Source organism: Microbulbifer maximicatervae (SeqCode) (assembly GCF_052467615.1).
Genome location: NZ_CP174319.1, coordinates 2,853,014 through 2,867,028, shown reverse-complemented (window position 1 = coordinate 2,867,028; position 14,015 = coordinate 2,853,014). Strand labels below are relative to the sequence as shown.

General features: G+C 43.3%; 18 protein-coding genes. 17 read left to right on the top strand and 1 reads right to left on the bottom strand.

The window, feature by feature from the left end; all coding sequences use genetic code 11:
• The first annotated feature begins 302 nt into the window (after positions 1 to 302).
• The 10 genes from ACJJIM_RS12705 (at position 303) to ACJJIM_RS12660 (ending at position 8,020) form a co-directional block, all read left to right on the top strand.
• On the top strand, positions 303 to 680 hold the full coding sequence (locus tag ACJJIM_RS12705) for a hypothetical protein (protein ID WP_413662611.1): 378 nt from the start codon (positions 303 to 305) through the stop codon (positions 678 to 680).
• A 1,003-nt stretch (positions 681 to 1,683) separates the two neighbouring features.
• Entirely contained in the window at positions 1,684 to 2,082 is a 399-nt protein-coding gene (locus ACJJIM_RS12700; protein ID WP_444911144.1) for a DUF1308 domain-containing protein, read from the top strand.
• A 62-nt stretch (positions 2,083 to 2,144) separates the two neighbouring features.
• Positions 2,145 to 2,540, top strand: a complete 396-nt coding sequence (locus ACJJIM_RS12695; protein ID WP_413662608.1) for a DUF6210 family protein — start codon at positions 2,145 to 2,147, stop codon at positions 2,538 to 2,540.
• 526 nt (positions 2,541 to 3,066) lie between these two features.
• On the top strand, positions 3,067 to 3,480 hold the full coding sequence (locus ACJJIM_RS12690) for a hypothetical protein (protein WP_413662607.1): 414 nt from the start codon (positions 3,067 to 3,069) through the stop codon (positions 3,478 to 3,480).
• A 174-nt stretch (positions 3,481 to 3,654) separates the two neighbouring features.
• On the top strand, positions 3,655 to 4,281 hold the full coding sequence (locus ACJJIM_RS12685) for a hypothetical protein (protein WP_413662606.1): 627 nt from the start codon (positions 3,655 to 3,657) through the stop codon (positions 4,279 to 4,281).
• Positions 4,282 to 4,839: 558 nt separating this feature from the next.
• Positions 4,840 to 5,328, top strand: coding sequence for a hypothetical protein (locus ACJJIM_RS12680; RefSeq protein WP_413662605.1), 489 nt, complete (start codon positions 4,840 to 4,842; stop codon positions 5,326 to 5,328).
• A gap of 357 nt (positions 5,329 to 5,685) precedes the next feature.
• On the top strand, positions 5,686 to 6,228 hold the full coding sequence (locus tag ACJJIM_RS12675; RefSeq protein WP_413662604.1) for a hypothetical protein: 543 nt from the start codon (positions 5,686 to 5,688) through the stop codon (positions 6,226 to 6,228).
• A gap of 117 nt (positions 6,229 to 6,345) precedes the next feature.
• Positions 6,346 to 6,774: a hypothetical protein gene (locus ACJJIM_RS12670; RefSeq protein WP_413662603.1), complete on the top strand. Its 429-nt coding sequence runs from the start codon at positions 6,346 to 6,348 to the stop codon at positions 6,772 to 6,774.
• Positions 6,771 to 7,349 (top strand): hypothetical protein, encoded by a 579-nt coding sequence (locus tag ACJJIM_RS12665; RefSeq protein WP_444911143.1) that lies wholly within the window; start codon positions 6,771 to 6,773, stop codon positions 7,347 to 7,349. The genes ACJJIM_RS12670 and ACJJIM_RS12665 overlap by 4 nt, the downstream gene beginning before the upstream one ends.
• Positions 7,346 to 8,020, top strand: coding sequence for a hypothetical protein (locus ACJJIM_RS12660; protein ID WP_413662601.1), 675 nt, complete (start codon positions 7,346 to 7,348; stop codon positions 8,018 to 8,020). Before ACJJIM_RS12665 ends, ACJJIM_RS12660 begins: the two co-directional genes overlap by 4 nt.
• A 176-nt stretch (positions 8,021 to 8,196) precedes the next feature.
• On the opposite strand, the gene ACJJIM_RS12655 is transcribed toward ACJJIM_RS12660, so the two are convergent.
• Positions 8,197 to 8,586, bottom strand: coding sequence for a helix-turn-helix domain-containing protein (locus tag ACJJIM_RS12655; protein ID WP_444911142.1), 390 nt, complete (start codon positions 8,584 to 8,586; stop codon positions 8,197 to 8,199).
• Between ACJJIM_RS12655 and ACJJIM_RS12650 the strand changes: the two genes are divergently transcribed.
• The 7 genes from ACJJIM_RS12650 to tnpA all read left to right on the top strand — a co-directional run bounded on the left by ACJJIM_RS12650 (position 8,555) and on the right by tnpA (position 13,985).
• Positions 8,555 to 9,634, top strand: coding sequence for an RHS repeat-associated core domain-containing protein (locus tag ACJJIM_RS12650; RefSeq protein WP_444911141.1), 1,080 nt, complete (start codon positions 8,555 to 8,557; stop codon positions 9,632 to 9,634). The genes ACJJIM_RS12655 and ACJJIM_RS12650 overlap by 32 nt on opposite strands.
• Complete coding sequence (locus ACJJIM_RS12645; RefSeq protein ID WP_444911140.1) at positions 9,634 to 10,101, top strand: hypothetical protein; 468 nt, start codon at positions 9,634 to 9,636, stop codon at positions 10,099 to 10,101. The genes ACJJIM_RS12650 and ACJJIM_RS12645 overlap by 1 nt, the downstream gene beginning before the upstream one ends.
• 64 nt (positions 10,102 to 10,165) lie before the next feature.
• Entirely contained in the window at positions 10,166 to 10,717 is a 552-nt protein-coding gene (locus ACJJIM_RS12640; protein ID WP_413662596.1) for a hypothetical protein, read from the top strand.
• Positions 10,714 to 11,154: a hypothetical protein gene (locus ACJJIM_RS12635; RefSeq protein ID WP_413662595.1), complete on the top strand. Its 441-nt coding sequence runs from the start codon at positions 10,714 to 10,716 to the stop codon at positions 11,152 to 11,154. Before ACJJIM_RS12640 ends, ACJJIM_RS12635 begins: the two co-directional genes overlap by 4 nt.
• A gap of 118 nt (positions 11,155 to 11,272) precedes the next feature.
• Positions 11,273 to 12,928, top strand: coding sequence for an RHS repeat domain-containing protein (locus tag ACJJIM_RS12630; RefSeq protein WP_444911139.1), 1,656 nt, complete (start codon positions 11,273 to 11,275; stop codon positions 12,926 to 12,928).
• A 6-nt stretch (positions 12,929 to 12,934) separates the two neighbouring features.
• Positions 12,935 to 13,246 (top strand): hypothetical protein, encoded by a 312-nt coding sequence (locus tag ACJJIM_RS12625; RefSeq protein ID WP_413662592.1) that lies wholly within the window; start codon positions 12,935 to 12,937, stop codon positions 13,244 to 13,246.
• A 304-nt stretch (positions 13,247 to 13,550) separates the two neighbouring features.
• Entirely contained in the window at positions 13,551 to 13,985 is a 435-nt protein-coding gene (gene tnpA, locus ACJJIM_RS12620) for an IS200/IS605 family transposase (RefSeq protein WP_413662175.1), read from the top strand.
• Positions 13,986 to 14,015 lie beyond the last annotated feature (30 nt).

Below are 14,015 nucleotides of genomic sequence, written 5' to 3'. Positions count from 1 at the left end.
AAAAGAATATTTTGGGAGTTGGTGTTTGAGAAATTTATATTCCATACTTGTGTTTATATTTTGGCAGCAAGCTGTGTGATCTTATATAGGAACAATTTTACCCATAGTAGTTTCAATTTAAGTTGGGATTTTGTTGGGTTTAGCTCTGCTTGTGTGTTCGTTATTTTTCAATGGTCATTTCAATCCATAAAAAATAGCGCTAAGCATGACACCTAATAGCATATGCACAAAAGCTTGACGAAGTCGACCTTTATTTTGAGCATAGCAAAGAGATTTCTCTATCAAATGAGATTCCTTCCCCAATGCCTGCTGAAACCAGAGCTGCTTTACAGTCGATATTGGATTCTCCAGTTGGGGATAAAATTAGGACTTCGGGCACTAGGATAAAATTAGCTTTGACCTTAGGAGTGGATAACATTTTTGAAGTGGTTGAAAATGTTATCTATTACCACACTGATGTGAAAGGTCATTTGAATGTGATGAAGAAATATCACCTCAATGGAGATGGCAATAGTAGTGCGACTTTAGGAAGCCTTCTTTCTCATGAGATCGGCCATGTCATAGGGGCTAATGGTAGTAGCGAGATTTGGACAGTAAGAAATTTCGAAAACCCGTATAGATTATATTATGATTTACCTGCACGCCGCTCGTATTGGAAAGAAAATGATATCATTGAATAATTACTGTATAAAAATATTTTTTTGGTGTTTTTTATTTCTATCAAGTAGCTGTGTATTGAGTGATCCATGTAGGTACTCTCAGTTAAAGAGCGAGTTTGCTAAAACTCAAAAGTTTGTCGAATATGCACCACCAATAGTTCCTAATTATGATGTACTAAAGGGGAGCCTTCGGCGTGCTTGCACGGTCCTTTCTTTCAAGGTTAATGACGCAGGAAGAGCTAGTGAATGGCAGGTAGAAGAATCTTATCCTGCAAAGGTCATGGATCGAGTCGCACTGAAGACATTGATGAAATATAAATTTAATACTCCATCTGTCGGGACGAATAGCTACAAAGGGGAAAGATTATATATCTATTTTGAGTTATCTAAGGAATAGCATTTTTAGAAATGCGATCAATGATTAATTGTGTACTTAAGATAGAATTATCCTTTTTTACTTTATGGCTTATTGCGTCCTGTGCCTCGGTAAATGCGAAATCATATGTCATCGAAGGGCAGGTTTCTTCAACCAGTGGGAGCCCGCTGAACGGATTGAGAGTTTCATTATCTAAAAAAATGATCTTTCATATCCATCCTTCAAGGAGATTGAGAAAGCTGTGTCTGATAATAAGGGTCGTTTTTTATTTACTGTTGAACGTCGCGGAGAATATCTAGTCGAGGTATGGCATCCAAGAAAGTACGTAGTCGTTTCTGGAAGAACTGTTACCATAGATCACGAAGAAACAGTCAAATTATCTCTACAAGTTGATGAAGAGCGACTAGATTAACTGGGCAGAGTGGTAAAGGAGAAACCAATCAAGCAAGTATTGGTGGGGTTGCTTCTGCTGGTTTGGCACTAACTGCGACTGATAGTGCAGCGGGTGCAGCAGCTAGGGGAATTTTAGGGCGCATTGGCCAAGCGCTTTTTGGAACCCCTGTTGGCGCTGACGTAGTAGCAGCGATATTTCCAACCCAGATGGGTGATGGAACAAGACCTCTTCAAGGGAGATTAGATGCGGGGGGCGTGCTAGAGGAGGCTGGAGCACTTGAAGCAATTCGAAGCGCTAGAGGAGCTGTCAATTTAGATACAGGGACACTGAGGGCACTTTCGTCAGGAAACGCTGAAGTTGCCGTAGCTATTTATGCTGCAATTGGCGATAAACATATGTTGGTGACTCAGGCGGCTTTTAGCGAGCTTGTTTCTTCTGTTGCCAGGGATGGAAATGAATCTACGATTTTGGCTGCGGCAGCAGTCTTGTCTCAAACCTCCCTCATTCCAAACCTTCCATCTGCCCGAGTAATGTCTATGCAAACAACCAGAAGTGTTGGGGCAATGGATAAGCTTATCTTTGGAACTGGGGATGCGTTGCGAGTTGCAACTTTTTCATCAGATGCAAAATTTGTAAGAGGGGCAGCATCTTAAGGGATTGCTCTTGATGTGTTTTTGCATCCTCCTGCATCATTTTAGAATAGGAGTCACAGTCTATGGGCGATGTAACTAGGAGGGTATCTCTATGGGATATGGCCGGTTGCGCTCTGATAATTTTGGAAAAAACTGGCGTTGTCTATTTTAATCAGGTTGGTGGTACTGCCTGCTTGTCAGAGGAGGCTGAAGGGTTTTTGTGCCCTGTTAATCGCGAGGATGGTTCGTTAGAGAGCTGTTTAACTAAGCTGTTTTCCAATGTCAATAAGATTGACCCTGATGTTGTGGATGAAGAGTTTAAGAAACATGCTGAAACATCGTTTATTAGTCTTGATAAAAAGGTGCTCGGAAAATCATGTGAGTCGTGGTTGTATGTGAATATCACCCCTGGCTTAAGCGACCTTCTTTCTGGAGTGAATAGCGTTAATGCTATCTTGACTTGGCCTAATAGCGATTAGCTGTTGGTTTGATCCCATCTTGTATTTTTATCCCACAAAGCCCCGGCAGAGTAATCTGCCGGGGCTTTGTCATATCTGGCGGAGTGTGTCAGTGACTAGCCTGCTGAATCACAGTCTCTAGCATCTCACTGACAAACTTCTGCTTGGCCTTGGGCAGTAGGGCTACCTGTTCAACCTGCCGTAGCAGCTTCGGCGAATCCGCACCGCCGTTTTAGCTGGCAACCAGGAGGGGGGCAAGCGCCCCTTCGCTTTAGCTGCTTGCAGCGGCCGGTATCGTCGGCGGTGCGGCAAAGTTAAGCGAAAAAGTGCCTTGGGGGTTGTGACCTGTTAATCTGGGGTTCGCCTTGGCGCGAGTGCTCTTTAAGTCTTTGATTGCATTGGGGTTGTAGCGAAAATAGCGGCGGGTTCGCGTCGGAACAACTCTTCTGGGCAGAGTGGTAGTGCAATGGGGGAGGCTCCCGGCTTGTATCATGTTCAATGGAACTCAGAGCGTGAGTCTTGGGAACGCACTGGACAGGTAAGCCAAGTGGATACTGAATACGCTGCTATCAATGGGATGCTTAACGAGCTTGATTATGCGACAGAATTAATGGGTGCTCATGTTCAACACGCTTTTGGTAAAGGGGTGACTGAATTTACACTGTTTCACAATCCGACTGGAGATCTGCTCGCAGACGGATGGGAATCTTTCAGAGATAAAATTGGCTGGACAACTGATGTAGCTAAACAGTTTTCAGCTGTCTTAGGCAATATCCAATCTAGGGGTAAGGGGGTTAGCTGGGTCGCCCACAGTCAAGGCGGGATAATTTTCTCTGAAGCGGTGAGATATAACGGTGGTAACCTTTCTAACCTGAGAGTTGCTTTCCACTCAGGTGGTAATAATAGGTGGCCAACCAGTGGGATATTGAGAAACACTGGCGTTACAAACTTAGGTTATTAAGACCGCCCTTACGACCCAGTGCCAAGTATCGGTGGATTAAACAAGCTGAATCCAATAAGGATTCTTGGTTCACTAGGGCAACTAGATAATGTAGCTTATGGTGGATCACAAAATAGCCCGCATACGTTACCTTACACTAAGGATAAATATGAAAATAGTGAAAGGAGCATCAGAGTGTCCAATATTTTAAAATTATTTATGGCGTATTTAACTTTAGTTAGCGGAGCCGTGATGGCCGAAAGCTCTAATTGGAATGAATCCAATGTAAAAATTGGAAGGCAGAGCTTTCATATCAAGCTGCCACCAAATGAAAGTAAAGACTTTCCTACCACAGAATCGCTACAGTTTGTAAACTTGACTGATGAAAGGCTGGATGTTGGTGCCCAATCAATAACTGCCATTAAGAAGTATTGGGATTTTAGTGGCGGACTATTACAAGGGGTTCAGGGGGCATTGAATATAAAGGTGAGAGTGAGGAAGGTTCCATCAAGTTTTGAAGGCAGCATCTTCAATGATGCAGACTTAGAGATGTTATTGATGGAAAGGATAAGTAATTCGGGGGTTGACCTTCCATCTCAATGTGTCTACGAAACCATTAACGGTGCCAAATGGATCTCATATAAGCTTACGGGTAACCTGAATTCTACTGATTACGTATTCCCATTAACTGAGAATATCTATATTCAAGTGCAGGCTGATTTTATTACCAACAGTAAAGAAATTAACCCAAAGTGGCTTAACAAAGCACAAAAAATGCTGGTAGATATAGCTTCATCAATGGTGGTAGTCAAAAACGATTGATAAAACGGTAATGGGTAGAGTGGTAAATCTTCTGAAGGTGATACATTTTCCGAGCCACCTGAAATCTCCAATGAGGTAGAGTGGAACAGTATAGTTGCGGAACATATACGGGTTGAGACAAAAGAAAATCGTACCCTAATCGAATTAAATGTCGACCCAGTAAGCCTTTTGAATCCAAATGAGCCTGAATCAGTTTTTGTTGAAACTTTGGAGCGGATATCTAAAGGGTGGAATGTTACTAGGGTGGATGAGAGTGGTCATCAATATACAATGAAGCTAGATTTCAAAGAAGGTGGTGCCGTATATTATGTTACTCAAGGAATGAGATTTCAGGGGCCGCCTGGCATAGCTACTGGTGCACCTGATGGTGTATTTGTGATTAGGTACTCAAAGGATAAGTTTTGGCGCTACCCGACAACCCCAGCACATGAATTTGGGCACTACCTAGGGTTCAGACATCAGCCGAACCCCACAAATTCCATAATGAGTTACAGCGAAGGTCGCCACGTTAAAGCAAGTGACTTATCGCGACTAGCTAATGCATATAAGCAATAAACAATGATTAATAAAATTTTTTTTAGTGTAATCTTGGTCTTAAGTTCTGTTTTTGCTCAGAGTGACGAAGTGGTAAATCAATTTGATAAAAAAGAGTTTATTTCTCACTTAAATGAGGATATGGATAGGTTGTATAGTTTGTCTCAATCAAAGACGTACGACAAAAATTCTTCGTGTAAAGAAGCTGAGATACTGCGTAAATATCTTTTGAAAGACCCTGTTGTAGAAGCGAATAATGCAATAGATAAAGGTGAGCTAAAATACTTGGTTGTCAGTGGACCGCAGTTAGAGATAGTTGCGGATGGGATGCCAGAGACGATAAGTCGGCAGTTAATAAATAGTGGAAAATTTGAAGTTATTGAGGGAGTTGCCGATAGTGTCTCTTGTGGTGAACAGCTTTATCTAACGAGATATACTCATTGGTATATCTATGTATATAACTCGGTTTTGTATATTAATTCTGTGAGTGCTATTCAAGATACACGCAGATAGGGAGATATGAAACACACTCGGGATATCCGGTGCACAGAGATATACCGGAAAAAAGGAAAGACTTGGGCTTTCTTCAAATAGTAATCTTACTGAACCGAAAGAAAGCCCCGGTAGAGCAATCTGCCGGGGCTTTTATTATTATCCGGTACGTGTCTAGCGCCGGGCCTCATACTTCACAATCTGCCTTCCAGCAGCTCGCGGATAATCAAGCGAAGAAGTGCCTTGGGGGTTGTGACCTGATAATCTGGTGTTCGCCTTGGTGCGAGTGCTCTTTAACTCTTTGATTGCATTGGGGTTGTAGCGGAGATAGCGACGGGTTCGCGTCGGAACAACTCTTCTGGCCAGAGTGGCGATAGTTTGTCTGTCGGAGCGAAAAATTCAAGAACTCCACTGGCGAAACAAAAGAGTGGGTACGGTTGGACAGAAATAGACGGCCACCATGTTGCATATTTTGGTGAAGATGTAGTTTCTGATGGGATTGCTGACTTAAAAGCTATAAATGATTTACGCAGCTTGCCGTATCGGAGTGGTGAGGAATTACTGGTTTATAGACTAGATTCAGATGGAGAGCCATATATATCAACAGTGCTCAGCTCTGATGGTGATCAGGTCGACGGAAATGTCTCTAGCTCAGACCCGATGATAGCAATTGCTCATACCCATCCCTTATATTCACGAAGAGATATAGGTCGTTCATATAGAACTCAAAATAGGTTGAATGAAAATCTCGGTCCGGGAGATCACCACAACATTATTAGCAATCAAAAGCCAAATTATTTACGGACCCCGTCGGGTATTATAAAAGTATTGGAAGCAAGATCTGGGAGAATAACTGTGAGAACACTTACTGGTGATGAAGCAGGTAATATTGAACTTTGGGTTAGGCGCAGAGATCAGTAGGGCGAGGCAGAGAATGAAAATTTTTTATTTAATATCATTTTTATCCTTAGTCTCAGTTAGTTTTTTTCGCAGGAAATGCGTGCCAGATCTCCAGATGATCGAATATTATTAATTAAGGTGAATTCTATTTCACAGTTTAGATTTGAGGGGGATCGCTCTATTCCTAGTTGGGTTAACGAAGCACTGTCACCATTACTGTGTGGGCAAGAGGTGTATTTTTCTACAGTGATAGCTGGCGGAGAGCAGCTTAAAAATGTGAAGATTAATGCATTTTTGGATGAATTTTGCGTTTCTCATAAGGAAATTTTATTGAGGCCTTCCATTTACTTGGTGAAGCTCGAGAAGCAATTAGATGGGTTATGGTTGAAAAAATCTAGTTCGATAATTCATAAAGATAAAAATGTAATTTATGTTGATTCACCTGGTTGGCTTTTGTCTATTGAGCAGAATTTAATTTCCGAGGTTGTCTGTACAGATAAAGCTTATAAGCTTGAAGGGATTAGATGTTATGAAATTATAGAGTCGATCAAAAACTTCGTAGATTGAAAGAGAACCTGAAGAGCAATAGTTTAAGGTGTTCATGGATTGGGCAGAGTGGTGATGCATCACTAGATCAGTCTGGTTTTCAAAAAGCCAACTTTTCGATTGGTGTTGGTGAGGTCGCAGGCTTGGCAAATTTGGCTAACGAACTAGATGATGATTTTGCTCGAGACGCAAAGCTTCTAAGTAAGTGGATTCGTAAAAATGAGGATCATAAAGATAATGCCCCTCTCCTTGCGGTGCTTGTTTCGATAGGGTACATAGACAGGAAGAATATAGACTCTTACCGCTTCTTATTAGAAAATAACCCATCTAACAATTTGGAGCTGGGAGCAATGACCCAAGAGGCAATGAGAGGGTTAAGGTCTTCTTGGGCAACGAAACATCTTAAAACTGTTGCAAAACAATATGGTGATTTACAGTGGAAATATTTCCCTGGTGGAGGGAAGTTTGACCCTGGAAAACAGCTTAAACAGCAGATGCGAGATATTGTTTATGATAGGACAAACACTTCAGAGGGGAAAATAAAGGTCTATGAAGCTGTTTATGATGTTGTTGAGACAGGAGTAACTAAGTTATGAAAAAGAGATATTTAGGCGCTCTTGTTCTAGCTTTGATTTCTCTGTGCTCTCTGAGTTGGTCATCTGATGATGCCAAGTTGAATAGGATGTGTAAGGTTTTGTCAGAGCTCAGTTCTGAATCAATTGGTGGTGGCGATTGGCTTAAGCCTGAAGGTTCATTTGGCCGTTACTCTAACCTAAAGACTGTTAAATATCGCTCCTCTTTGGTTCCGGTACTTGATAATCAATTGATCTCAGTTGATGACTTAGCAAAATCCAAATTCGACAAGGTGAAGCTTTATTTTTCAGAAAGCACGACAGAAATTCTGATTGCTCCCCTTGATAATTCCCATTTTGATCTTATTGCGAGTGAAATATCTAACATATCTGAAAAGGATGGGGTTAAATTTAGAGGGTTTATTAAAACAAAAACGTTTAGAGAGCAGCTTGACTCCTATCTTACTGGATTGAGAGATGAAACTAATTGTGGTTCAAATCTTTCACAGTCTTGGTCAAAGGTATATGTGGAAGAAATATTATCTTCGTCAATTATGAGTCCGACGAAGGGGAGCTATGCTCAAGTTTTTGGCGATGGGATAGTATTTGACTTGCAGGGAGGTACAGCGTTTGTATCTGTAACAGACGACAAGAAATATATCCTGATGAGCGTGAGTTATAGAACTAGTCGATGATAGCGAGGTGAGGGGAATGCTTAGCCTTGAACCTTAGGTCATATAAAGCCCCGGCAGAGTAATCTGTCGGGGCTTTATCGTTATGGACTATCAAGCCTGTTTCTTCAGCTTGGCATTCTCGATAAACGTATCGATCACCTGAATGACCTGTCGCTTGGTGGTGGGGTCCAGCTTCTTTACTGCCTTCCCGTCGGCTTCAAATCATCCGTAAAGGCGCGCCGGGCATTGTGCTTGAGAATCAAGCTTTCCAATAATGCCTTGGCGATCTTCCGTTCCTCTTCATCAAACTGGCTCAGCGCCTCGAACTGTAAGCGCAGGTCGTCGCTCGGGCTGCGGTGATCCTCACCAAACACTAGGTCATCAAGGGTGGTGTGCAGTTCCTTGGCGAGCCTGACCAAGGTGTCCAGGGTAGGCTGGGCTGTCCCTGCCTCGTACCGTTTAATCTGATTGACGTGCAAGTCGATGGCGTTGGCCAGGGCTTGCTGAGTCAGACCGCGCTCTTTACGCAGGGTGGTTAGGCGTTTGACAAATTCCATGGTGAGCAACCAAAAGATTGTGGTGCCCATACTGTACTCCCGGGGTAGCTTCACCCGGGGCTTTACGGATCACGAGCATCTGGACGATGTGGAGTTGATCCATATGAATGGACGGGCCTATGATTATAACCTTGGACGTTTCTTGAGTGTTGATCCGGTGATCCAGAGTCCTGGCAATAGCCAGAGCTTGAATCCCTACAGTTATATTATGAATAACCCGCTGGCAGGGACCGATCCTTCGGGTTATGAGATGGCTGATGAGGTTGATGAAGAGGAAAGCATTGAGGCGCAAGCGGTAGAGGTTGAGTATCAACAGACCGGCAGCCGGCTGACCCGAACAGCGAAAGTTACACAGACCTCAAATGGTTATACGGTTCAGATGGGCTCGACTGCACTGGGGGGTGCTTCAAGTGCGGCGGCTGCGAGCGTGACCTCGGATTTGATGGGATTGGCTAGTCGGGGGAATACAGGTGTATCTTCTACTGGTGGTGTAAGTGGGCAGAGTAACGAGCCCGAAAAAAATACTTATGGTTTGAATCTTACTCAAGAAGAGTATCTGCAGGCTGTAGAAGATGGTATTTGGGAAACTGCTCCCGTTATGGATAAGGGGTTTAAAAACAATTCTGAAGTTAAAAAGGCCGCAGCAAGAGTTAATGCTCGTCAAGCATCTAGTGTTGATGACGTTGTATCCCCTGATGCTTATATTGAATTCCTTCGAAATGTTTCTAAGGCAACAGCATTAGCAAATATTAATGTGACAGGAGAAAAGTTCCTGATGATGACACAAAACTCTAAAGGACAAGTCGTTGTTACGGATATTGGTATCTTACCGGCTCAAGGAGGGGTAATCCGAACAGCTGGTGCTTCAGCGATCGCACATGTACATTATCTAGGCTTGGAGCAAAAACCAGGGCCTGGTGATCACAGCTCTGTTAAAGCCTATGCTAAACCTAGCTTCGTAATTGGAGCGAGAGGGAGTAAAATTTGGGAAGTTGGGCGAATATCTCAAAAGTATAAATATCGGCGAGTTGATACAGAGGAGCCTGGGCGCTGGAGAACCTTGAGAGGGGCCAAATAGTGAAATATGGAAATAGATTTACGTTGTTGGTCAGTTTTCTGCTGTTGTTCGATTCGGCTTTTTGCTTGTCAGCTGAGAGCACTCCCGAAGTATTTGTAATTACGGGAGTGCCAAAGTCAGCTTCGCTGTTATCAGAGGATTCTGGAGAGTTAAGAGAATCTTCGGTTCTAATTTCTAATCAGTATAATGTGGTGCTTGAATCTGTAGCCCTTGTAAAGGGCAAGGCAAAAATTGCTGACGAGGTTACAGTTAAGCTTTCAGCAAGTCATTTAGAAAGTGTTACTGGACAAAAAGAAATTTTTGTTGCTGTTCAGCAGTTAGATGATAACTCTTGGAAAGTGCTTTATTGGGGAGTGCCACAAAAGGTTATTTGTATCCCTGTTGGTTTGACGATTGATAAGGATTTAGAAAGAAGTTTTGGTGCATTTGAAAGATACGATGGTTCTAAATGCTCCTCACTGAATTAAATTTGGGCAGAGTGGTAAAGGAGCAACCAATCAAGCAAGTATTGGTGGGGTTGCTTCTGCTGGTTTGGCACTAACTGCGACTGATAGTGCAGCGGGTGCAGCAGCTAGGGGAATTTTAGGGCGCATTGGCCAAGCGCTTTTTGGAACTCCTGTTGGCGCTGGAGTAGTAGCAGCGATATTTCCAACCCAGATGGGAAATGGAGAGCTAACTGAGGAGGATCATATCCTTAGTGATGCCTATAGTGCCAGTATGTCCCGCGCCGAAACTCAAGCGAAAAATCTCAGGAATAAAAATCCAGTGGCAGTTATTGGCGAGGGTCAAGAGGATAGGGTTATACCTTATGCTCGAGCTGTAAATAGCATCTCCTTTTCAATATCGGAAAGATATAAATATGAGTCGGCCTATATGCAGGGTTTTGATGATGCATTTAAAGAAAGAATATCTGTAACCTTTAACAAAGGGTGGATATATGGGGTTATGAATGCAGGCCTAGAAATTCATGATATTGGTGCGCACCCAGCGAGAGGGGGTATTCCTACTAGCCCTTGGTATCTGGCAGAAAGGGAAGCGATTGCAATAAGAGAATATCCAACGTATAGAGTAAAATTCAAATGAGTAGCTATGTTCCTGAGATTGGCAGCTTGCTGCATGAAAAATTTGCTAACCTTTTTTGGGTTTTTAAATCTGAAGGTATCACAGAGCAGTTTTCAGTTTTTCAAGATTTTACTTCTTCCGGTGTTAGCAAAAAAATAATAGTGATAACGGATGACTTGTTATTTTGCTTAGTGTCTAGGGAGTTGGAAAGAACGGGAACATTGTTGATAACTATAAATGATAGACGGTGCCAGCCAGAGCGGTGTTTTATCGGTAAATCAAGTTATTTGTCTGATGTGTTTAGTAAGGCTGGGATGGACCTTGAGTGGAAAGAGCTTGAGGTCGATATCGGTAAGTTAGATAGGTATCTCGATAGCTTTATTCAAGCCTTCATTTTTTATTTAGAGAATAACAGTGCTGGGTATGTATATGAGGAAATGATTAATGCCCTAAAATGAATCGATGGGGACAGCCCCAATTGTTCTGAATTGCCTCAAAGCCCAGCTAAGCGCTGGGCTTTTGTTTTTATTGCCTTCCGGTCGGCTTCAAATCATCCGCAAAGGCACGCCGGGCATTGTGCTTGAGAATCAAGCTTTCCAAGCCCTCAATCGCCTGGACTACAGCACCCGCACCGATGGCCCCAGTATCGATTACGACTACGATGCTATCGGCAACCTGCTGAAAAAAGACGATTTCGCCAGCAGCTACAGCTACACCGGTGGCAGTAGTGACGGTCCCAGTGCAGTGAAAAGCGTGAGTCTGATCAGCGGTGGTACCAAGACCTATGGCTACGATCAAAACGGCAACCGCACCCATGAAAACGGCGCGCAGCAGGTTTGGTACAACGCCTTTAATAAACCCACCCACATCAGCCGCAACGGCGCCAATCTGTATTTCTACTATGGTGCCGACCAGATGCGCTACAAGCAGGTGAACCAAACTAGCGGCAAGACCACCCTGTATATCGACAAGCTGTTCGAAAAGATTACCGGCGGCGGTGAAACTCAATACCGCCACTTTATCGGCGATATTGCCGTGCTCACCAGCATTGAGAAAGACAGTGAGATTACCCACAAGATCGGCTTCAGCCACCGCGACCGACTGGGCTCCGCTGTTGCCGTGAGCGATGAAACCGGCAACCTAAAAGAAAGCCATAGCTTCGATCCCATTGGAAAGCCGCGACAGGGCAATATTCTCGATAAAGATGCTGCGACCCTGGAAAGCGCCTACAGTACCCGGGGCTTTACGGATCACGAGCATCTGGACGATGTGGAGTTGATCCATATGAATGGACGGGCCTATGATTATAACCTTGGACGTTTCTTGAGTGTTGATCCGGTGATCCAGAGTCCTGGCAATAGCCAGAGCTTGAATCCCTACAGTTATATTATGAATAACCCGCTGGCAGGGACCGATCCTTCGGGTTATGAGATGGCTGATGAGGTTGATGAAGAGGAAAGCATTGAGGTGCAAGCGGTAGAGGTTGAGTATCAACAGACCGGCAGCCGGCTGACCCGAACAGCGAAAGTTACACAGACTTCAAATGGTTATACGGTTCAGATGGGCTCGACTGCTCTGGGAGGCGCATCAAGTGCGGCAGCTGCGAGCGTGACCTCGGATTTGATGGGGTTGGCTAGTCGGGGGAATACAGGTGTATCTTCTGCTGGTGGTGTAAGTGGGCAGAGTAAAGAAAATAATGTTTACCCCGCAACACAGGGGGAATTAACTGATGAAGAGTTTTCACTTATACAAAAAGATAGATTTGAAGCATCTACTCGAATAAATAATTTATACGATGAGAAAGTATTGAGTAAGGCCGCTAGGTTTAAAATTAGAAAGAAAGCTGCTGTTGCAATCTTAAGTGCGATTGCAGATATTTCCCACGAGCTTCATATTGAGCTTGGAGGAGCAATTTTTAAGGATAAAGATGGGTGGGGATATACAAAACCTATAGTTGGCGGGAGAGGGCTAATACATCTTCGTCGAAACCCATTTATGTTAGATCGAATACCTGAAGAAGCAATAAGAGGGGCTCACTATCATACGCATCCTCAAAGGAAGGGATCATTTTTTGGTTTTTCGGATCCGGACGTAGGGAATTCAAAACACCATATTATGTATATGATTGAATCTAAGTCAAAACATATTTTTAGGGTTTCAGGGGGGAGTTATGGGTCGATATGTCGAGTGAGCGGTGGATTTAATCTATACAATATGCAGCCTTGTGGATAATGCTTTATGAAATTAATTTCAGTTTTTATATTCCTCCTCATGCCAGCCTTTTCTCTGGCTGATAACATGGAGAGTTTAATTGATTTTCCTAAATTTTCTGTTTCAGGGGAATATGCATCTTCACTTTTCAAGTGTTTTAAGAAAATTGACATTTCTTCATACAAATACCCGAGTGTAGAGGTTTTCGAAAAGGGTGAGATTTTATTAATTCAAGTGATAGATCTTGGCGTAACTGATAAGTATACAGGTTGTAGGTTTAGGGGTGGAAAAATTATTGATGTTAAGTCAAGCTTGAGGGGAGTTGAGCCAGATTTTTAATGGTTTTGGGCAGAGTGCTGAAAGTCACAATGATCCAAGCATTTCAACAACAACAACAAATTACTCGGAGCTTTCTAAGGGAAAACGATTAGCCTTTAATATAGATTTAATTAATGGATGGAATAACAATGAGTTATCGAGAGGCTTCGACTCCCAAGCAGATGCGGCAGAGACATGGATAAATGTAATTAATACATGGGTAAACCACCGCCTCTGGCGGTGAGACTTGACAAGGCTCTGCCGTTCCGGCGTGCAGAGTAAAAATATGGCCTCCATGAACCGGCAAGTTCTTTAAGGAGGCCATATGCGAGATTGGCAGTGCCAAGCTCACGTGAAACATTATTGCAGGTACCATGTGGTATTTGTGCCCAAGTATCGAAAGAAAGCGTTAGTTGGGGCATTGAGACGTGAGATTGGAGCAATATTCCGAGACTTGTGTCGTCAAAAAGGCATTGAGTTGGTCGAGGGGTACGCAATGAGGGATCACATTCATATGTTGTTAATGATTCCTCCCAGGTTAAGTGTTTCCAATACGGTTGGGTTTCTGAAAGGGAAATCTGCGATCCGGATATTTCGGAAGTACAAGCATGTACAGAGAAATTTCACAGGAAGACGTTTTTGGGCTCGGGGCTACTGCGTGAGTACAGTAGGGCTTGATGAGCAGATGATTCGAGAGTACATCAAGAATCAAGAGGTTGAAGAACGCCGGCAAGAGCAGATGCAATTGGCGGGATTGTAACAAGCCCCCTCTGGGGGCTTTCACCATACC

Excerpts from the sequence above, each read along its gene's own strand:
- ACJJIM_RS12705 (WP_413662611.1), top strand. The coding sequence starts at position 303 with ATGCCTGCTGAAACCAGAGCTGCTTTACAGTCGATATTGGATTCTCCA.
- ACJJIM_RS12695 (WP_413662608.1), top strand. The coding sequence starts at position 2,145 with ATGGGCGATGTAACTAGGAGGGTATCTCTATGGGATATGGCCGGTTGC.
- ACJJIM_RS12680 (WP_413662605.1), top strand. The coding sequence starts at position 4,840 with ATGATTAATAAAATTTTTTTTAGTGTAATCTTGGTCTTAAGTTCTGTT.
- ACJJIM_RS12660 (WP_413662601.1), top strand. The coding sequence starts at position 7,346 with ATGAAAAAGAGATATTTAGGCGCTCTTGTTCTAGCTTTGATTTCTCTG.
- ACJJIM_RS12650 (WP_444911141.1), top strand. The coding sequence starts at position 8,555 with ATGGTGAGCAACCAAAAGATTGTGGTGCCCATACTGTACTCCCGGGGT.
- ACJJIM_RS12655 (WP_444911142.1), bottom strand. The coding sequence starts at position 8,586 with ATGGGCACCACAATCTTTTGGTTGCTCACCATGGAATTTGTCAAACGC.
- ACJJIM_RS12635 (WP_413662595.1), top strand. The coding sequence starts at position 10,714 with ATGAGTAGCTATGTTCCTGAGATTGGCAGCTTGCTGCATGAAAAATTT.
- ACJJIM_RS12625 (WP_413662592.1), top strand. The coding sequence starts at position 12,935 with ATGAAATTAATTTCAGTTTTTATATTCCTCCTCATGCCAGCCTTTTCT.
- tnpA (WP_413662175.1), top strand. The coding sequence starts at position 13,551 with ATGCGAGATTGGCAGTGCCAAGCTCACGTGAAACATTATTGCAGGTAC.